This is a genomic window from Mycobacterium sp. 1482292.6 (genome assembly GCF_001672995.1).
In the GTDB taxonomy this organism is placed as follows: Bacteria; Actinomycetota; Actinomycetes; order Mycobacteriales; family Mycobacteriaceae; genus Mycobacterium; species Mycobacterium europaeum_A.
On record NZ_LZKV01000210.1, the window covers coordinates 15,565 to 33,171 of the forward strand.

The 17,607-nt window shown below is 66.3% G+C and carries 19 protein-coding genes; 9 read left to right on the top strand and 10 right to left on the bottom strand.

The genetic code is table 11. The features are described from left to right. Positions 1–28: 28 nt before the first annotated feature. A complete protein-coding gene (locus A5624_RS21230; protein WP_369827508.1) occupies positions 29–892 on the top strand; it encodes a crotonase/enoyl-CoA hydratase family protein in 864 nt (287 codons plus the stop codon). Between the two features lie 132 nt (positions 893–1,024). Here A5624_RS21230 and A5624_RS21235 read toward each other — a convergent pair whose 3' ends face one another. Beyond that, a complete protein-coding gene (locus tag A5624_RS21235; protein WP_066870591.1) occupies positions 1,025–2,248 on the bottom strand; it encodes a cytochrome P450 in 1,224 nt (407 codons plus the stop codon). Between the two features lie 44 nt (positions 2,249–2,292). Between A5624_RS21235 and A5624_RS21240 the strand changes: the two genes are divergently transcribed. Further along, on the top strand, positions 2,293–3,015 hold the full coding sequence (locus A5624_RS21240; protein WP_066870593.1) for an acetoacetate decarboxylase family protein: 723 nt from the start codon (positions 2,293–2,295) through the stop codon (positions 3,013–3,015). Between the two features lie 113 nt (positions 3,016–3,128). Here the strand turns inward: A5624_RS21240 and A5624_RS21245 are convergent, their stop codons facing one another. Next, entirely contained in the window at positions 3,129–4,160 is a 1,032-nt protein-coding gene (locus tag A5624_RS21245; RefSeq protein ID WP_066870597.1) for an LLM class F420-dependent oxidoreductase, read from the bottom strand. 77 nt (positions 4,161–4,237) lie between these two features. On the opposite strand from A5624_RS21245, the gene A5624_RS21250 reads away from it, so the two are divergent. The 5 genes from A5624_RS21250 to A5624_RS21270 all read left to right on the top strand — a co-directional run bounded on the left by A5624_RS21250 (position 4,238) and on the right by A5624_RS21270 (position 8,896). Next, on the top strand, positions 4,238–5,233 hold the full coding sequence (locus A5624_RS21250; protein ID WP_197497910.1) for a Zn-ribbon domain-containing OB-fold protein: 996 nt from the start codon (positions 4,238–4,240) through the stop codon (positions 5,231–5,233). A 15-nt stretch (positions 5,234–5,248) separates the two neighbouring features. After that, a complete protein-coding gene (locus A5624_RS21255; RefSeq protein ID WP_066870603.1) occupies positions 5,249–6,313 on the top strand; it encodes a thiolase domain-containing protein in 1,065 nt (354 codons plus the stop codon). Next, positions 6,313–7,509, top strand: coding sequence for a thiolase domain-containing protein (locus tag A5624_RS21260; protein ID WP_066870606.1), 1,197 nt, complete (start codon positions 6,313–6,315; stop codon positions 7,507–7,509). The genes A5624_RS21255 and A5624_RS21260 overlap by 1 nt, the downstream gene beginning before the upstream one ends. A gap of 96 nt (positions 7,510–7,605) precedes the next feature. Beyond that, positions 7,606–8,013 (top strand): nuclear transport factor 2 family protein, encoded by a 408-nt coding sequence (locus A5624_RS21265; RefSeq protein ID WP_066870609.1) that lies wholly within the window; start codon positions 7,606–7,608, stop codon positions 8,011–8,013. Between the two features lie 94 nt (positions 8,014–8,107). Then, positions 8,108–8,896 (top strand): alpha/beta hydrolase, encoded by a 789-nt coding sequence (locus A5624_RS21270; RefSeq protein ID WP_066870612.1) that lies wholly within the window; start codon positions 8,108–8,110, stop codon positions 8,894–8,896. Here A5624_RS21270 and A5624_RS21275 read toward each other — a convergent pair. Beyond that, on the bottom strand, positions 8,893–9,417 hold the full coding sequence (locus tag A5624_RS21275) for a gamma carbonic anhydrase family protein (RefSeq protein ID WP_066870615.1): 525 nt from the start codon (positions 9,415–9,417) through the stop codon (positions 8,893–8,895). The two genes, A5624_RS21270 and A5624_RS21275, sit on opposite strands and share 4 nt — an antisense overlap. Positions 9,418–9,532: 115 nt before the next feature. On the opposite strand from A5624_RS21275, the gene A5624_RS21280 reads away from it, so the two are divergent. Beyond that, positions 9,533–10,711 (top strand): Rieske 2Fe-2S domain-containing protein, encoded by a 1,179-nt coding sequence (locus tag A5624_RS21280; protein WP_066870618.1) that lies wholly within the window; start codon positions 9,533–9,535, stop codon positions 10,709–10,711. Positions 10,712–10,716: 5 nt separating this feature from the next. Then, complete coding sequence (locus tag A5624_RS21285) at positions 10,717–11,166, top strand: hypothetical protein (protein ID WP_066870621.1); 450 nt, start codon at positions 10,717–10,719, stop codon at positions 11,164–11,166. 52 nt (positions 11,167–11,218) lie between these two features. On the opposite strand, the gene A5624_RS21290 is transcribed toward A5624_RS21285, so the two are convergent. The 7 genes from A5624_RS21290 to A5624_RS21320 form a co-directional block, all read right to left on the bottom strand. Further along, positions 11,219–12,367: a sulfotransferase gene (locus A5624_RS21290; RefSeq protein ID WP_232002300.1), complete on the bottom strand. Its 1,149-nt coding sequence runs from the start codon at positions 12,365–12,367 to the stop codon at positions 11,219–11,221. Positions 12,368–12,413: 46 nt separating this feature from the next. Then, positions 12,414–13,196: an SDR family oxidoreductase gene (locus A5624_RS21295; protein ID WP_066870627.1), complete on the bottom strand. Its 783-nt coding sequence runs from the start codon at positions 13,194–13,196 to the stop codon at positions 12,414–12,416. Beyond that, the gene (locus tag A5624_RS21300) at positions 13,193–14,320 is read right to left on the bottom strand and encodes a hypothetical protein (protein WP_066870629.1); all 1,128 of its coding nucleotides are present in this window, start codon (positions 14,318–14,320) and stop codon (positions 13,193–13,195) included. The genes A5624_RS21295 and A5624_RS21300 overlap by 4 nt, the downstream gene beginning before the upstream one ends. 88 nt (positions 14,321–14,408) lie before the next feature. Beyond that, a complete protein-coding gene (locus tag A5624_RS21305; RefSeq protein ID WP_066870632.1) occupies positions 14,409–14,720 on the bottom strand; it encodes a hypothetical protein in 312 nt (103 codons plus the stop codon). 61 nt (positions 14,721–14,781) lie between these two features. Beyond that, positions 14,782–15,837 (bottom strand): 4-hydroxy-2-oxovalerate aldolase, encoded by a 1,056-nt coding sequence (gene dmpG / locus A5624_RS21310; protein WP_066870635.1) that lies wholly within the window; start codon positions 15,835–15,837, stop codon positions 14,782–14,784. Beyond that, positions 15,834–16,766 (bottom strand): acetaldehyde dehydrogenase (acetylating), encoded by a 933-nt coding sequence (locus A5624_RS21315; protein WP_066870638.1) that lies wholly within the window; start codon positions 16,764–16,766, stop codon positions 15,834–15,836. Before A5624_RS21315 ends, dmpG begins: the two co-directional genes overlap by 4 nt. A 51-nt stretch (positions 16,767–16,817) precedes the next feature. Further along, the gene (locus tag A5624_RS21320) at positions 16,818–17,603 is read right to left on the bottom strand and encodes a 2-keto-4-pentenoate hydratase (protein ID WP_066870641.1); all 786 of its coding nucleotides are present in this window, start codon (positions 17,601–17,603) and stop codon (positions 16,818–16,820) included. Positions 17,604–17,607 lie beyond the last annotated feature (4 nt).

A 17,607-nucleotide genomic window follows, 5' to 3' on the forward strand; every position in this document is an offset into this window, starting at 1 on the left:
AGAACGTGTTACATTTCGAGGCAAGCTCGTGCCCATTGTCGAGGGAAAGGCGGTAGCCGTGACCGTGGAGAATGCCGGAACCCCAGCAAACACCGAAAACGGGGAGACCGGACCGGACGCGCTGGTGGAACAGCGTGGTCACACCCTCATCGTGACCATGAACCGGCCGCACCGCCGCAACGCCTTGAGCACGGAAATGATGGAAATCATGGTCCAGGCCTGGGACCGCGTGGACAACGATGACGACATCCGGTGTTGCATCCTGACCGGGGCCGGTGGCTACTTCTGCGCGGGCATGGACCTCAAGGCAGCAACGCAGAAGCCGCCGGGCGAGTCGTTCAAGGACGGCAGCTACGACCCGTCGCGAATCGATGCCCTGCTCAAGGGCCGCAGGCTCAAGAAGCCGCTCATCGCGGCCGTCGAGGGCCCGGCCATCGCCGGGGGCACCGAGATCTTGCAGGGCACCGACATCCGGGTGGCCGGTGAGAGCGCCAAGTTCGGCATCTCCGAGGCCAAGTGGAGCCTGTACCCGATGGGTGGCTCGGCCGTGCGGCTGGTGCGCCAGATCCCCTACACCGTGGCCTGCGACCTGCTGCTCACCGGCCGGCACATCACCGCCGCCGAAGCCAAGGACATCGGCTTGATCGGCCACGTCGTTCCCGACGGGCAGGCGCTGGCCAAGGCGCTCGAGATCGCCGAGGTGATCGAAAACAACGGACCGCTGGCCGTGCAGGCGATCCTCAAGACGATCCGCGAGACCGAGGGCATGCACGAGGAAGAGGCCTTCAAGCCCGACACCGCCAACGGGATACCGGTGTTCCTCTCCGAGGACTCCAAGGAGGGCCCCCGCGCGTTCGCCGAGAAGCGCAAGCCCAACTTCAAAAACCGCTAGGCCGGGCGGCCCCACCTCGCCGAGCGTGCCCCACCTCGCCGAGTGCCCCCCTCGCCGAGCGTAAGCGCACTGCGAAATCGCGCCTGTTTTTCCGCAGTGCGCTTACGCTCGGCGCAAACGGGATGCAGAGAGTCAGCTCAGCAGCGGCGCGCTCGGGGTGAACACCACCGGCATCGCTTCCAGGCCGCTGACGAAGTTCGCCGGCCGCAGGGGCAGCGTCGAGTCGTCATCGGCCAGCCGCAGATCCGGTAGCCGCTTGAGCACCCGCTCGGTCATCATCGACAGCTCGAGCCGGGCCAGCTGGTTGCCCAGGCAGAAATGCGTGCCGAAGCCGAAGGCCATGTGGCTATTCGGGTTTCGACGAATGTCGAAGTTGTCCGGGTCTTCGAACACGGACTCGTCGAAGTTGCCCGACTCGAAGAGCAGCATGATCTTCTCGCCCTCGCGCAACGAGGTGCCGTGAAAGTCCGTATCAGCCGTCAAAGTTCTGCACATGTTCTTCACCGGCGATGTCCAGCGCAGCATCTCCTCGATGGCACCGGGAAGCAACGACGGGTCGCGCACCAGGGCCTCCCACTGGTCGCGGTGGCGCACCACCTGCTCGGTTCCGCCGCTCAGGGTGTGCCTGGTGGTCTCGTCGCCGCCGATGAGGATGAGCAGCGTCTCCATGACGATCTCGTCGTCGGACATCCGCTGCCCCTCCACCTCGGCGTTGACCAGGATGGAGAACAGGTCGTCGGTGGGCTCGGCGCGCCGCTTGGCGATGATGTCCATGGTGAACGCGGTGTAGGCGGCGAAAGCCTCCATGACGGTTTGGAATTCGGCCGACGCCGGGTCGATGTGGGAGCTCAGCCCGCACACCAGGTCGTCGGACCACTTCAACAGCATGCTGCGTTCGGAGGGCAGCACGCCCAGCATGTCGCCGATCACCGCCATCGGCAGCGGGGCGGCGATGTCGCGGACGAAGTCACACTCGCCGCGCTCACACACCGCGTCGATCAGCGTGTCGCACAGCTTGGCGATGGACGGCTCCTTCTCCTTCACCCGCTTGCGGGTGAAGCCGGCGTTGACCAGCTTGCGCCGCAACAGATGCGCGGGATCGTCCATGTCGATCATGTAGGGCATGCCGGGCTGGTCGGGACGGATGCCGCCCGTGCTGGAGAACAGTTCCGGATTGCGTTCGGCGTCCAGGATGGCTTGGTAGGTGGTGGCACCGGCCAGGCCGTTGCGATCCCGAAACACCGGATGGTTGGCGCGCATCCAGCGGTAGGCCTCGCGCGAGGTGTGACGGTCCGCGTAGAAATTACCGTCTGCCAGATCGATGTTCGAGATTGCTTCCGGGATGGTCGAAGTCATCTACAGCCTCCAAATGTGTTGACGAGCGGATTACAGTAACCGGCATGCCTGAGTCACAACACGTAGTTGCGGGGACGGTCCTCACCATGCCGGTGCGGATACGAAAAGCGGATGTGCATACCGCGATGTTTTCGGTGGATGCGCAAGCGGCGCAACGCCTTATCGACTACAGCGGCCTGCAAGTCTGCCAGCACCGCCGCGGCCGGGCGGTGGTGAACCTGATGCTGGCCCGCTATATCGACGGCGATCTGGGGCAGTACCACGAATTCGGCACCGCGGTCATGGTCAACCCGCCCGGCTCGACGGCGCGCGGCTGGCGAGCACTGGGCGATGCGGCCGCGTTCATCCACCACCTGCCCGTCGACCAGAGCTTCACGTTGGAAGCGGGCCGCTCGATCTGGGGATTCCCAAAGATCATGGCGGAGTTCACCGTTCGCGAGCAGGGCCGGTTCGGATTCGACGTCAGCGCCGATGGCGCGCACATCGCGGGCATCGACTTCGCCCGGGGAGTGCCGGTGCCCTCGATGTTCACCTCGCGCCCGCAGGTGCTCAAGACCTACACCTTCGCCGAGGGCACCACCCGGGAGGTGCCCTGGGAGATGCGGGTGCGCGGGCTGCGCGGCCAGCCCGGCGGGGCGACGCTGCGTCTGGGCGATCACGCCTACGCCAAGGAGCTGGCGTCGCTGGGCCTGCCGAAGCGGGCGATGATCTCTGGATCCGTCGGCCACGTCGAGATGACGTTCGGCGACGCCCACCCGCTCGGCTGACCGGCCGGGCGCGCGCTGCGTCGTCGTCGGGCGTGCCATCCGGACAATCTAGAACGCGTTCTAAGCCCCTGGCAAGAAAGTTAGAACGTGTTCTAGTTTGGCGCGCGCGACCGTCAGATCAGGGTCGCCAACTCGCGGACCTGCTCCGTATTGCGCCCCGACACCACCATCATGGTGACGCCGGCGGCCTCCCAGGCCTTGATCTGCTTACGCACGTAGTCGATGTCGCCGACGATCGCGGCGTCGTCGATCACCTCGTCGGGGATGATCTCGGCGGCCTTGTCCTTCTGGTTGCTGCGGAACAGCTTCGTCACGTCGTCGACCACTTGCGCGTAGCCCATCCGCCGGTAGACGTCGGCGTGGAAGTTGGTGTCCTCGGCGCCCATGCCGCCCATGTAGAGCGCGATGTAGGGCTTCATCGCCGCGAACGCCGCGCTGCGGTCCTCGGTGATCACGATGTTGGCCGTCGCGCAGATCTCGAAGTCCTCGCGGCTGCGGCGGGCGCCCGGCCGGGCGAATCCCTCGTCCAGCCACTCGTTGTAGGTGTCAGCCATGCGCGGCGTGTAGAAGATCGGCAGCCAGCCGTCGCAGATCTCGGCGGCCAGCGCGACGTTCTTCGGCCCCTCGGCGCCCAACATGATCGGGATGTCGGCCCGCAGCGGATGGGTGATGGGCTTGAGCGGTTTGCCCAAACCCGTTGCGCGCTCACCGGTCAGCGGCAGCGGGTAATGCGGCCCGGCGCTGGTCACCGGCGCCTCGCGCGCCCACACCTGCCGGATGATGTCGATGTACTCGCGGGTGCGGGCCAGCGGCTTGGGGAAGGACTGGCCGTACCAGCCCTCGACCACCTGCGGGCCGGAGACACCCAGGCCGAGGACGTGCCGGCCCCCGGACAGGTGGTCGAGCGTCAACGCCGCCATCGCGCAGGCCGTCGGGGTGCGTGCGGACAGCTGAACCACCGACGTGCCCAGCCGCACCCGCGACGTCGACGAACCCAACCAGGCCAGCGGGGTGTAGGCGTCGGACCCCCAGGCCTCGGCGGTGAAGACGGCGTCGTAGCCGGCCTCCTCGGCCGCGGCGACGAGCTCACCGTGGTTGTGCGGCGGCTGAGCGCCCCAATATCCGAGCTGCAATCCCAGCTTCATCGTCGTCACCCTTCCGGTGGTCGTCCCGATCCAAGAAAGATTTGAATCCGTTCTTAGAACCTGTTCTACTCGATGGCGTGACAGCCAGCTCGAGTAGCCCGCCCCTGATGGATCACCCTGAGCCACCGCTCGCCGCGCCACTGACGTTGTCCTTCGACTACACCCGTTCAGTCGGCCCCACGCTGAGCAAGTTCTTCACCGCCCTGCGCGACCGCCACATCCTGGGCGTGCGCGGATCGGATGGCCGGGTGCACGTGCCGCCGGCCGAATATGACCCGGTCACCTATGAGCCGCTGGGCGAGATGGTACCGGTGTCCAGCGTCGGCACCGTGGTCTCCTGGACCTGGCAGCCCGACCCCATCGAGGGACAGCCGCTGGACCGGCCGTTCGCCTGGGCGCTGATCAAGCTCGACGGGGCAGACACGCCGTTGATCCACGCCGTTGATGCGGGTGAGCCCAAGGCCATCAAGACCGGCTCCCGGGTGCACGCGCACTGGGTCGACGAGCCGGTGGGCGCCATCACCGACATCGCGTATTTCGCGCTCGGGGAGGAACCCGAGGCCGTGGCCGAGCAGTCCGACGGCGACAAGGACCCGGTGACCATGATCGTCACGCCGGTGTCGCTGACCATCCAGCACAGCGCCTCGCACGAAGAGAGCGCCTACCTGCGGGCCATCGCGCAGGGCAAGCTGCTGGGCGCGAAGACGGGCGAGAACGGCAAGGTTTACTTCCCGCCGCACGGCGCCGACCCGGCCACCGGCCAGCCGACGACCGAGTTCGTCGAGCTGCCCGACAAGGGCACGGTGACGACGTTCGCGATCATCAACATCCCGTTCCAGGGTCAGCGCATCAAGCCGCCGTATGTGGCGGCCTACGTGTTGCTCGACGGAGCCGACATCCCGTTTTTGCATCTGGTCGCCGACATCGACGCCCACGAGGTACGGATGGGCATGCGCGTCGAGGCGGTGTGGAAACCCCGCGAGGAGTGGGGATTTGGCATCGACAACATCGAGTACTTCCGGCCGACCGGGGAACCCGACGCCGACTACGACACCTACAAGCACCACCTGTAAAGGGCTTACCTGCACATGAGCGCTCGCAACGTTGCGGTCGTCGGCTTTGCCCACGCCCCACACGTCCGCCGCACCGACGGCACCACCAACGGTGTCGAGATGTTGATCCCGTGCTTCGCGCAGCTGTACGAGGAGCTGGGCATCGAACGGACCGACATCGGCTTCTGGTGTTCCGGATCATCTGATTACCTTGCCGGACGGGCATTTTCGTTCATCTCGGCGATCGACTCGATCGGTGCCGTTCCGCCGATCAACGAGTCGCACGTCGAAATGGACGCCGCCTGGGCGCTTTACGAGGCCTACATCAAAATCCTCACCGGCGAGGTCGACACCGCGCTGGTGTACGGCTTCGGCAAGTCCTCGGCCGGCATCCTGCGCCAAATCCTGACGCGGCAGACCGACCCCTACACCGTCGCGCCGTTGTGGCCCGATTCGATCTCGCTGGCCGGGCTGCAGGCACGCATCGGGCTCGACACCGGTAAGTGGACCCAGGAGCAGATGGCGCGGGTGGCCTTCGACTCCTTTGCCAATGCGCGCCGCGTGGACAACGTCGAGGGGTCGATCAGCGTGGCGGAACTGCTCGAACGGCCGTTCTTCGCCGACCCGCTGCGTCGCCACGACATCGCGCCGATCACCGACGGCGCCGCGGCGATCGTGCTCGCGGCCGGTGACCGGGCGCGTGAGCTGCGCGAAAACCCGGCCTGGATAACGGGAATCGAGCACCGCATCGAAACGCCGGTGCTGGGCGCGCGCGATCTCACCGAGTCGCCGTCGACAAAGGCCGCGGCCCACGTGGCCACCGGCGGCCGGACCGACAACCTCGACGTGGCCGAGATCTGTGCGCCGTTCACCCACCAGCACCTGATCATCGCGGAAGCCATCCGGATCCCGGGTCCCACCAAGGTGAACCCGTCCGGTGGCGCGTTGGCGGCCAACCCCATGTTCGTCGCCGGCCTCGAACGCATCGGCTTTGCAGCACAACACATCTGGAACGGTTCGGCCGAGCGGGTGCTGGCGCACGCCACCAGCGGCCCTGCGCTTCAACAAAACCTGGTCGCGGTCATGGAAGGAAAGAACTGATGGCCGGTGCAGGGCCAAACGTCGCTGCGGTACTAGGTACCGGACAGACGAAGTACGTCGCCAAACGCCAAGACGTTTCGATGAACGGTCTGGTGCGCGAGGCGATCGACCGGGCGCTGGCCGACTCCGGCAGCACCTTCGACGACATCGACGCCGTCGTGGTCGGCAAGGCGCCGGACTTCTTCGAGGGCGTGATGATGCCCGAGCTGTTCATGGCCGACGCCATGGGCGCCACGGGCAAGCCGCTGATCCGGGTGCACACCGCGGGTTCGGTCGGTGGGTCCACCGGTGTGGTGGCCGCCAGCCTGGTGCAGTCCGGCAAGTACCGCCGCGTCCTGGCGATGGCGTGGGAGAAGCAGTCGGAGTCAAACGCCATGTGGGCGTTGTCGATTCCCATTCCGTTCATCAAGCCGGTCGGTGCCGGCGCGGGTGGGTACTTCGCCCCGCACGTGCGCTCCTACATTCGTCGATCCGGTGCGCCGACGAACATCGGAGCCATGGTCGCGGTCAAGGACCGGCTCAACGGCGCCAAGAATCCGCTGGCGCACCTGCACCAGCCCGACATCACGCTGGAGAAGGTGATGTCCTCGCCCATGCTGTGGGACCCGATCCGTTACGACGAGACCTGCCCGTCTTCCGACGGTGCGGCCGCCGTGGTGATCGGCAACGAGGAGGCCGCCGAAGCCCGCCTTACGCAAGGACATCCGGTGGCGTGGATCCACGCCACCGCGTTGCGCACCGAGCCGCTGCAGTTCTCCGGGCGCGACCAGGTGAGCCCGCAGGCCGGGCGTGACGCCGCCGCGGCGCTGTGGAGGGCCGCCGGCATCGAGAGCCCCATCGACGAGATCGACGCCGCGGAAATCTACGTGCCGTTCTCCTGGTTCGAACCGATGTGGTTGGAAAACCTCGGATTTGCCGCCGAGGGTGAAGGCTGGAAGCTCACCGAAGCCGGCGAGACGAAGATCGGCGGCCGGTTGCCGGTCAACCCGTCGGGCGGCGTGCTGTCGTCGAACCCGATCGGTGCCTCGGGCCTGATTCGCTTCGCCGAAGCGGCGATCCAGGTGATGGGCAAGGGTGGCGACCACCAGGTACCCAACGCGCGAAAGGCCTTGGGACACGCCTACGGTGGCGGCTCGCAGTACTACTCGATGTGGGTGGTGGGCGCCGACAAGCCCGCGGCCCAGAAGGTCTCGTGAGCGCGCCGACGACGATGCAGCGGGGGCACCTCCCGCTTGCGGGGGACGCAGCGATGAGGCGGGGGCACCTCCCGCTTGCGGGGGAGAGCGGCGCCGTTGACTGAGCATCCCGCGCACGAGGCCGGCCGCCGCTCCCGCGAGGCGGTGGCGGCCCGGGACAAGGATGCCTGGCTGGCGGTGTTCGCCGACGACGCCATCGTCGAGGACCCGATCGGGCCGTCGGTGTTCGACCCCGAGGGCCTCGGCCACCGTGGCCGGGACGCGATCTCGGCCTTCTGGGACAAGGCGATCGCCCCCACCACGAAGATCGAGTTCTTCTTCCGCGACACCTACCAGTGCGGCAACGAGGAAGCCAACGTCGGGCACATCCTCATCACGACCGGCGAATATCAGACGACCGCCGAGGGCGTCTTCACCTACCGGGTCAACGCCGAGGGCCAGATGGTGGCCCTGCGCGCCTACTGGGAGATGGATCGGGCGGCGGCCAACACCCGCAAAATCTAGAGCGGTTCGCCGGCGGTGAAACCTACGGCGCGACACGCCGGTTGAGGATCGCTGATTTCACATTCGGCGGCATGTCGATGTCAGGCTTATGCCCATGTCCGACAAGCACGTCGTACTCGTCCACGGCTCATGGAGCCGCGGGCAGCAGTGGGCCCCCGCCCAGGCCGCCTTTGCGGAACGCGGCTTCACGGTGCATACCCCGACCTTGCGGCACCACGAACTGCCGCTGCACGAAGGTGCGGCGAAGATTGCGTCGTTGAGTATCCGTGACTACTTAGATGATCTCGTCGCCCTGGTCGCATCGCTGGACTCCCCGCCGCTGTTGGTCGGACATTCGCTGGGCGGTCTGCTAGTCCAACTGGTCGCTGCCCGCACGCCACACGCTGGCCTGATCGCCGCCTGTCCGTCGTCGGTGGGTCCATCCGGCCTTAACCGCACGACTCTGGGTATCGCCCTACCGCACGCGTTGAAGACGCGGCCGTGGACCAAACCGGTCTATCCCCCGACGTGGCAACAGTTTTGGCGGGGCGTCGCGGCCACACAAACCCAGGAGGCTGCGCGCGCGGCGTTCAACGACCTGGTCTGCGAATCCGGACGGGTGCTGTTCTTCGAGCTCGCTATGCCGTGGCTGGACCGAGCCAAGGCCGCGAAAGTGGACCGCAGCGCCATCGCGGGACCTGTGCTCGTGATCGGGGGCGGCCGAGACCGTATCGTGCCGCCGGGGTTGGCACGCCGGACCGCCGCCCGATTTGCACGCGCGAGCTACGCCGAAATTCCCGATTCCGATCACATGGTGTTCTATGGAGCCGCGTTACCGGTCACGATGAGCTACATCGATGACTGGCTCACGCGAAATTGCGGCATAACCGGCGATTCGGCCTAGAGCGGTTCCAGCCCGGCCAGATGCCGCTGGGCCAGGTCGCGGTAGGCCTGCGGGTTCACCTTGACCCACATCTCGGCGCCGGTCCCGGCGACCGGGCCCTTGATCTGCGCCGGCGCCCCGACCGCCAGCATCCCGGCCGGGATCTGGCTGCCGGCCGTCACTAGCGAATGCGCGGCGACCAGGCTGCGTGATCCGATCACCGCGCCGTCCAGCACGGTGGCGTGGTTCGCGATCAGCGCCTCCTGCCCCACGTGCACGCCATGAATGACACACAGATGCGCGACCGTCGCGCCCGGACCGATGTCGACCGGTATTCCGGGCGGCGCGTGCAGCACCGAGCCGTCCTGGACGTTGGCGCCCTCGCGCACCACGATGGGCCCGTAGTCGCCGCGCAGCACGGCGTTGAACCAGACCGAGGCGCCCGCCTCCACCACGACGTCGCCGATCAGGGTGGCCGTCGGGGCCACGAAAGCTGTGGGATCGACCCGTGGCGCGCGGCCCTCGAACGCAAACAGCGGCATCGTTTAGATATACCGCAGTGCGCATATGCCGTGGCCAGGCTCGCCGTCGTTGCGCGCCCCCGCTGAAAAACTGTAACGTGTTCTAGTTAGAGGCCCAGCGAGTTGGAGGTGACAGGTGAGTACCGACACCAAGGCGGTCGGCATCCGGGAGATCGATCCCGGCGCCTTGCCGACGAGATACGCCCGCGGCTGGCACTGCCTGGGCGTTGCAAAGGACTTCCAGGACGGCAAGCCGCACTCGATCGAGGCGTTCGGCACCAAGCTGGTCGTTTTCGCCGACTCGCAGGGCGACATCAAGGTTCTGGACGGCTACTGCCGCCACATGGGCGGGGACCTGTCTGAGGGCACCATCAAGGGCGACGAGGTCGCCTGCCCGTTCCACGACTGGCGCTGGGGCGGCGACGGCCGCTGCAAGCTGGTGCCCTACGCCAAGCGCACGCCCAAGACGGCGCGCACCCGCTCGTGGACCACCGACGTGCGCGGCGGCCTGCTGTTCGTCTGGCACGACCACGAGCAGAATCCGCCGGACCCCGCGGTGCGCATTCCCGACATCCCCGAAGCGGCCAGCGATGAATGGACCGACTGGCGGTGGAACAGCATCCTCATCGAGGGGTCCAACTGCCGCGACATCATCGACAACGTCACCGACATGGCGCACTTCTTCTATATCCATTTCGGGTTGCCGACCTACTTCAAAAACGTCTTCGAGGGCCACATCGCCTCGCAGTACCTGCACAACGTGGGCCGGCCCGACGTCAACGACCTCGGCACCACTTACGGGGAGGCGCATCTTGATTCGGAGGCCTCCTACTTCGGGCCGTCGTTCATGATCAACTGGCTGCACAACAGCTACGGCGGTTACAAGGCCGAGTCGATCCTGATCAACTGCCACTACCCGGTGACTCAGAACTCGTTCGTGCTGCAGTGGGGCGTCATCGTCGAAAAGCCCAAGGGCATGGACGAAAAGATGACCGACAAGTTGTCGAAGGTGTTCACCGAGGGCGTCAGCAAGGGCTTCCTGCAGGACGTCGAGATCTGGAAGCACAAGACCCGCATCGACAATCCGCTGCTGGTCGAGGAGGACGGCGCCGTTTATCAGTTGCGCCGTTGGTATCAGCAGTTCTACGTCGACGTCGCCGACATCGAGCCGGAGATGGTGGAGCGCTTCGAGATCGAGGTGGACACCACCCGCGCCAACGAGTACTGGAACGCCGAGGTCGAGCAGAACCTCAAGGCCAAGGACTCCGAGGCGGACGAGTCGGTCACCGACGACGTCCCGGCCCAGCAACGCTAGGAATCATGGGCGACGATCAGCCGGCGGTACCTGACGTCGATCAGCTCGCGCGATCGATGTTGTTGCTGCACGGCGATGAGCACGACCACGACGAGAAGCCCGCGGGCAACGGCGGCTCCCGATCCTGGTCGAAGTCAAGGGATTTCACCAACGACCCGCAGCGCGCCGCGGCCGTCGCCGAAGCCAGTCGCGCCGACCGCGAGCGCTACCTTAACTCCGGGTTGCTGCCGGTCGACTGCCGGTTCTGCCACGTGCGGGTCACCGTCCGCCGGCTCGGGCCGGGACACACCGCCGTGCAGTGGAACACCGAAGCGTGGCAACGCTGCGCGCACTTCACCGAGGTGCGCGAGTCGGGGGGCGACACCGCGCGCACCCGGTCGTGCCCCAAACTCGCCGACAGCATCGAGCATGCGGTCGCCGAGGGCTACCTCGACGACGACCCGGACCAAGACTAGGCGGGCACAAGGCGTGCCAGCCGGGCGCGGAAGCCGTTGTGCGGCCTAGGTTTTACAGACCCGCGAAGCGCTCCTTGACGGTCTCGGTGGTGAGGCCGTAGTCGGCCAGCGAGTAGGTGTGCTTGGGCGCCCGCGGGCCGGACTGGCTGTCGGCGTGGGTCTTTTCCATGGCGGCCCTGGCCTCGTCGGTCAGCGTCAGGCCGAAGTGGCGATAGATGTCGGCCACGGTGCCCAGCGGGTCGGCGATCAATTCCTTGTAGTCGACGTCGTAGAACTGCGACGGGCTGTATTTGGCCCGCGCGGTGTTGAACCGCTCCAGCCCCCGCGACCAGGTTTCCATTGCGTCGGCACCGATTTGGGCGCCGGTGAACGACGTCGACCATCCCTCGGCGGTGTGCTGCGCCAGCGAGCACATCGAGGCCATGATCGTTTCGACCGGACGATGGGTCTGGATCACCAACGCGTCGGGATAGGTCGCCATCAACGCGTCCAACGCGAACAGGTGGCTGGGATTCTTGAGCACCCACCGCTTGTCGGCGTCGTTGAGCCCGATCAGCTGCAGGTTGCGGCGGTGCCGCTGATACGACGGCGTCCAGTCCTGCTCCGAGAGCCACTGCGAGTAAGTGGGCAGGTGCGCCAAGGTCTCGTAGGACGCCGAATGCAGCGACTGCCGCAGCAGCTGCCAGCACTCCTCCAGCTCGTATGCCGCCATGAAATGCAGACCCGTGTAGTCCGGGTTTTCGGCATGGTGCTTGTTGAACTGCGCGTTCAGTTGGCTGTAAAACGGGTTGGAATCCCAGGTTTCACGAGGCGGACGCGGCTGTGGAAATTCGGCCAACCACAGATGTAGGCCCTGGTGCGCGGGATCGGCACCAAGCAGTCGATGCAGGGCCGTGGTGCCGGTGCGCACCAGGCCGGTGACGAAGATCGGCCGCTCGATGGCCACGTCGGCGTGCTGCGGGTACTGCTTCCAGGCGGCTTCGGACAGCAGCCTGGCCACCAGCGCACCGCGCAGGAAGAACCGATTCATCTTGCTGCCCAGGGGCGTCAGGTCGGCGTCGCGGCGGTAGGAGTCCAGCAGCACTTCCAGCGCTTCGAGGTAGTTGTCGTCGTTGCTGCCGAAATCGTCCAGCCCGATCATCTTGCTGGCCGACGCCTTCAGGTCGTCAACGGTGCCGACATCGGTACGTGCAACCGTCATCGCCATCTCCTCCTCATCGCTTCGCTTTGCATCGTCGATGGCGGCATTAGGTGTGGTACTCCCCGCAATTGACATCCAGTGTCTGCCCGGTGATGCCGCTGGACAGGTCGCTGGCCATGAACAGGATCGCCGAGGCAACCTCGTCCTCGGTCGGTAGCCGCTTCAGGTCGGAGCCTGCGGCGGTGGCCTCATAGATCTGCTCGGCCGTCGTGCCGTACTTGCCGGCTTGGTGGTTGAAGTAGCCCTGCAGTGTCTCGCCCCAGATATAGCCGGGCGCAACGGAATTGACTCTGATTCCCTGCTCGCCCAGCTCGGTGGCCAGCGAATGTGACATGGACAGCAGCGCGGATTTCGCCATCTTATAAGCGCCGTACTTGGCCTGCGAGTGCCGCAGCACCATGGAGTTGACGTTGACGATCGAGCCCTTCGACTCGGCCAGCGCCGGCGTGAACCCCTGGATGAGTCGCAGGGCGCCGAGCGCGCTGAGTTCGATCGCGTCGCGGATATGCTGAAAGCTCGTGCCGGAGAACGGTTTCAGCGACGGCACCCGGAACGCGTTGTTGATCAGCACGTCGACCTTGCCGTAGGCCTCCAAGGTGGCCTCGACCAGGTTGTTGACCTGGTCGTCCTCGGTGATGTCGGTGCGCACCGTCGTCGCACGGCCTCCGAGGTCGGCGATCTGCTTGGCGACGTCGTCCAGGCGTTCCGGCGTGCGGGCCGCCAGCACCAGGTCGGCGCCTTCTCTCGTGCATCGGTGCGCCAGCGTCGTGCCCAGACCCGGGCCGACGCCGCTGATCACCACCACCTTGCCGTCGAGCAACTTCGTCATCCCAGCATCCTCGCCTGAATCTGTTGGTGGCGCAGCGCAATTCGCGCCCGCCAGTCGTCCTCTGAGATCTTGTTGTGGTCGTAGTACGGCAACGCGGCCGGCACCTTGTCGATGTCGACCACCTCGACGGTCGGACCGTCGGCGTCGGTGAGCTCACGCGACACCCGCTGCCAGCGGAACTGCAGGAAGCCACGCCGGTGCCCGATCGTCTCGACCCAGTTAGTCACGCCCGGATTCTGTTCGGCAACCACGATGCGGACCTTGCCGTCCGGATCCGCCTGCGCCTGAGTGTTGTTCAGCGAGGTCTGGTGGTTGATGTAGTCCAGCGAGATGTACCACAGGCTGCCCAGCTGGAAGCCGAGGTAGGGCGCGTCGGAGACCGGGATGGTGATGACCATCGCCTGATCCGGTCGCAGGTCGAAGTGCCCGACCGACGAGTACTGCGTGGCCAGTCCGCCCGGAGTCAGCCGCGGCGGCACCATGGTGTTGACCGGCAGGTCGAGATAAAACCACTGCGGGAATTGCAACCAGGTCTTCACTCGCTGGACGAGCTGCTTTCCTGCTGTCGCGTAACGCTTTTCGATCAGATCACGGGTCAAGGGCGGCGGCGCGGTGCCCGCCGTGTCGAGGCGGGAGATCGCCAGCGTGCCGCGCTGGGCCGCCCAGTCCCCGTACACCTCGCGGATCACCAATTGTCCGGCGCTGGTCGGTCGCACCCGCCACTCGAAGCTGCCGTCGGGCGCGATCTCGAGCTCGCGGTCGTCGAATGCGGCCTGGCTGACGGGCACGAAGTCGTCGGTGTACTCGCCGCCGAGGAGCTGGAAACTCAGGTCGGTGGTGGTTCCGCGCCTGCCGGTGACCACGTAGTCGTGGTTGGCGTGCACCCGGGTACCGAAGTACAGGGTGTCGGGATTGTCCAGGCCCATCTTGGTGAAGGGTCCGGTACCCGACTGCAGGAAGGGATGGTCACGGTCGTAGTCCACGGCCAGATGGATGCAGCCCGAGATACACCCGGCCAGATACTGCAACCCTTCGAGCAGGTCGGCTTCGGTCTCGATGAACGGTGCGTCGGCCACCAACTGCTCGGCCTCTGCGATCGCAGCGGTGAGGGAATCAGAGAACACGCCTAGACGCTAGAACGTGTTCTACTTTTTCGTCAATGGCGAACGTTCCCGCGCGTCGGCCCCAGCGTTCAAGGACGACGCCGACTCACTACGGAGGGCAGGAGTGCGAAAGGTCGATCAGGTGCTGGCGGACGTCGGGATGCCGGTTGAGGTAGTCGATGACGTTGCCGTTACCGCCCTCCGCCTGCGACCTTTGCTGCAGCTGCTGGTGCAGGTCCGGATGCTTCTGCAGGTACGAGTCGATCGATGCACCCACGTCCTGATTGCATTGCGGAGCCGCGTTGGCGATGCCCGCCACGGGCAGCGCGATCACCGTTGCGGCGGCAGCGGTCATCAGCCCCCCGGCGAGCAGGCCGTACAGCCCGCGGCGACGGGCGCCGACTGTGTTGGATGTGCTCATAGCGCCAGGTTACTCGCGATACCTATGCGGCGCCTATGCGTGCCGTGGCCGAAGCGGCAGGTCAACGCTGGGCCGTGGCGCCGCTTTCCTGCTCGCGCTTGATCTCCAGCGCGATGTCGATCAGCTGGTCCTCCTGGCCGCCGATGAGCTTGCGCTGGCCCGCGCGGTGCAGCAGCTGGTGGGCCGGCACACCGTAGCGCTCGGACTGGCGGATGGCGTGCTTCAGGAAGCTCGAGTACACCCCGGAATAGCCCATGATCAGGGCGTTGCGGTCAAGCAGGCACTCGGCGGGCATCGCCGGGGCGACTACCTCTTCGGCGGCGTCGGCGATGTCGAAGAAATCGATCCCGGTCTTCACGCCGATCTTGTCGAACACCCCGATCAGCGCCTCGACCGGGGCGTTCCCGGCACCGGCCCCGAACCGGCGGCACGAGCCGTCGATCTGCTTGGCACCCGCCCGCACCGCCTCGACGGAGTTAGCGACACCCAGGCCGAGGTTCTCGTGGCCGTGGAAGCCCACCTGGGCGTCGTCGCCGAGCTCGGCGACCAGCGCCGCAACCCGATCCCGCACGCCCTCGAGGACCAGCGCCCCGGCCGAATCGACCACGTAGACGCACTGGCAGCCCGCGTCGGCCATGATGCGGGCCTGTGCGGCCAGCTTCTCGGGCGAGATGGTGTGGCTCATCATCAAGAACCCGACGGTTTCCAGGCCGAGTTCGCGGGCCAGGCCGAAGTGCTGAATGGATACGTCGGCCTCGGTGCAGTGCGTGGCAATCCGGCAGATCGAGCCGCCATTGTTCTGGGCCTCTTTGATGTCTTCCTTGGTGCCAACGCCGGGCAGCATCAAAAAGGCGATCTTGGCCTCTTTGGCGGTCTCGGCGGCGAGCTTGATCAGCTCCTGCTCGGGCGTCTTGGAAAACCCGTAGTTGAAGCTCGAGCCGCCCAGCCCGTCGCCGTGGGTGACCTCGATGACGGGCACTCCCGCGGCGTCCAGGGCGGCCACGATGGCGCCGACCTCGTCCTTGGTGAACTGGTGACGCTTGTGATGTGAGCCGTCCCGCAACGACGTGTCGGTCATCCGGACGTCCCAGACCGGGTTGAAAAATATGTCGGTCATGATTGCGCTCCTCCGGCCGTCGCGCTCAAGGACTCCTTGGCGATCTCCTCGCCGACTTTCGTGGCCGCGGCGGTCATGATGTCCAGATTTCCAGCGTAAGGCGGCAGGTAGTCGCCCGCACCCTCCACTTCGACGAAGGTGGTGACCAGCGCCTGGCCGCCGGAGTTTATCGACGGGTCGTCGAACTGCGGCTCGTTGAGCAGCCGGTATCCCGGCACGTAGGTCTGCACCTCGGCGACCACATCGTGGATGGACTTGGCGATCGCGTCCCGGTCGGCGTCCTCGGGAATGGCGCAGAAGATGGTGTCGCGCATGATCATCGGCGGGTCGGCCGGGTTCAAGATGATGATCGCCTTGCCGCGCTTGGCGCCACCGATCGTCTCCACGCCCCTGCTGGTCGTCTTGGTGAACTCGTCGATGTTGGCCCGGGTGCCGGGGCCGGCCGACAGCGAGGCGACCGAGGCGACGATCTCGGCGTACGGCACGCCGCCGAGGTCGGCGACGGCACGCGAGACCGCGTAGACGATCGGGATGGTGGCCTGCCCGCCGCAGGTGATCATGTTGACGTTCGGCGCGTCCAGGTGCTGGCGCAGGTTGGCCGGGGGGATCACCGCCGGGCCCACCGCGGCCGGCGTCAGGTCGATGGCCCGGATGCCGGCGGCCTCGTACTTGGGGGCGGCGTCACGGTGCACGTAGGCGCTGGTCGCCTCGAACACCAGGTCGGGCTTCTCCGGCTGGGCCAACAGCCAGTCCACACCCTCGTGGGTCGTCTCCAGACCCAACTTGCGGGCGCGGGCCAGGCCCTCGCTCTCCGGGTCGATGCCGACCATCCAGCGCGGTTCCAGCCAGTCCGATCGCAGCAGCTTGTAGAGCAGGTCAGTGCTGATGTTCCCCGACCCGACAATGGCCACAGTCGCCTTAGTCGGCATGATGCCCCTTTTCGAAGCTTTGAAATTTAAGTTAGACGATTTAAATCGAGCCTATTCGAACGATAGGCGGACCGAGCCGAGGCCCGCGAAGTCGGCGACGAAGTCGTCGCCCGGGTGCGCGTCGATCGCCTTCGTGCACGATCCGGGCAACACCACGTCACCCTTGCGCAGGCGGACGCCGAAGCCGTCCACCTTGCGGGCCAGCCAGGCCACCGCGGTGACCGGATTGCCCAGCACCGCGTCGGTGCGGCCTTCGGCGACGACCTCACCGTTGCACCGCAACACGGCGTCGATCCCCTTGACGTCGATGTCGCGGGGCGAAACGCGCGCCTCGCCGAGCACGAAACCCGCCGACGAGGCGTTGTCGGCGATGGTGTCGCACAGTTCGATCTTCCAGTCGGTGATCCGGGTATCGATCAGCTCGATGGACGGGACCAACGCTTCGGTGGCGGCCAGCACGTCGTCCTCGGTGCAGCCGGCTCCGGGCAGGTCGGCGTTCAGGATGAAACCGACCTCGACCTCGACCCGGGGGTAGAGGTAGCGGTTCGCCTTGACCGGGGTGTCCTCGAACAGCTGCATCTCGTCGAGCAGGTGCCCGTAGTCCGGCTCGTCGACGCCCATCATTTGCTGGATCGCCTTCGACGAGAGCCCCACCTTGTGGCCGAGCACCCGGGCCCCCTCCGCGACCCGCTGGCGGATGTTGATGAGCTGAATCTCGTAGGCGTCGACGACGTCGATCTCCGGATAGGCGGCGGTCAACGGGGCGATCGGCTCGCCGCTCCGCTCGGCTTGTGCCAAGTCGGCAGCTAGCTCGTCGCGCGTGGCAACACTGAGCATTTTT

What these genes read in the sequence shown, in the direction of transcription:
- A5624_RS21235 (WP_066870591.1), bottom strand. Translation starts at nt 2,248, where the DNA reads ATGACTTCGACCATCCCGGAAGCAATCTCGAACATCGATCTGGCAGAC.
- A5624_RS21240 (WP_066870593.1), top strand. Translation starts at nt 2,293, where the DNA reads ATGCCTGAGTCACAACACGTAGTTGCGGGGACGGTCCTCACCATGCCG.
- A5624_RS21245 (WP_066870597.1), bottom strand. Translation starts at nt 4,160, where the DNA reads ATGAAGCTGGGATTGCAGCTCGGATATTGGGGCGCTCAGCCGCCGCAC.
- A5624_RS21255 (WP_066870603.1), top strand. Translation starts at nt 5,249, where the DNA reads ATGAGCGCTCGCAACGTTGCGGTCGTCGGCTTTGCCCACGCCCCACAC.
- A5624_RS21260 (WP_066870606.1), top strand. Translation starts at nt 6,313, where the DNA reads ATGGCCGGTGCAGGGCCAAACGTCGCTGCGGTACTAGGTACCGGACAG.
- A5624_RS21270 (WP_066870612.1), top strand. Translation starts at nt 8,108, where the DNA reads ATGTCCGACAAGCACGTCGTACTCGTCCACGGCTCATGGAGCCGCGGG.
- A5624_RS21275 (WP_066870615.1), bottom strand. Translation starts at nt 9,417, where the DNA reads ATGCCGCTGTTTGCGTTCGAGGGCCGCGCGCCACGGGTCGATCCCACA.
- A5624_RS21285 (WP_066870621.1), top strand. Translation starts at nt 10,717, where the DNA reads ATGGGCGACGATCAGCCGGCGGTACCTGACGTCGATCAGCTCGCGCGA.
- A5624_RS21290 (WP_232002300.1), bottom strand. Translation starts at nt 12,367, where the DNA reads ATGACGGTTGCACGTACCGATGTCGGCACCGTTGACGACCTGAAGGCG.
- A5624_RS21295 (WP_066870627.1), bottom strand. Translation starts at nt 13,196, where the DNA reads ATGACGAAGTTGCTCGACGGCAAGGTGGTGGTGATCAGCGGCGTCGGC.
- A5624_RS21305 (WP_066870632.1), bottom strand. Translation starts at nt 14,720, where the DNA reads ATGAGCACATCCAACACAGTCGGCGCCCGTCGCCGCGGGCTGTACGGC.
- dmpG (WP_066870635.1), bottom strand. Translation starts at nt 15,837, where the DNA reads ATGACCGACATATTTTTCAACCCGGTCTGGGACGTCCGGATGACCGAC.
- A5624_RS21315 (WP_066870638.1), bottom strand. Translation starts at nt 16,766, where the DNA reads ATGCCGACTAAGGCGACTGTGGCCATTGTCGGGTCGGGGAACATCAGC.
- A5624_RS21320 (WP_066870641.1), bottom strand. Translation starts at nt 17,603, where the DNA reads ATGCTCAGTGTTGCCACGCGCGACGAGCTAGCTGCCGACTTGGCACAA.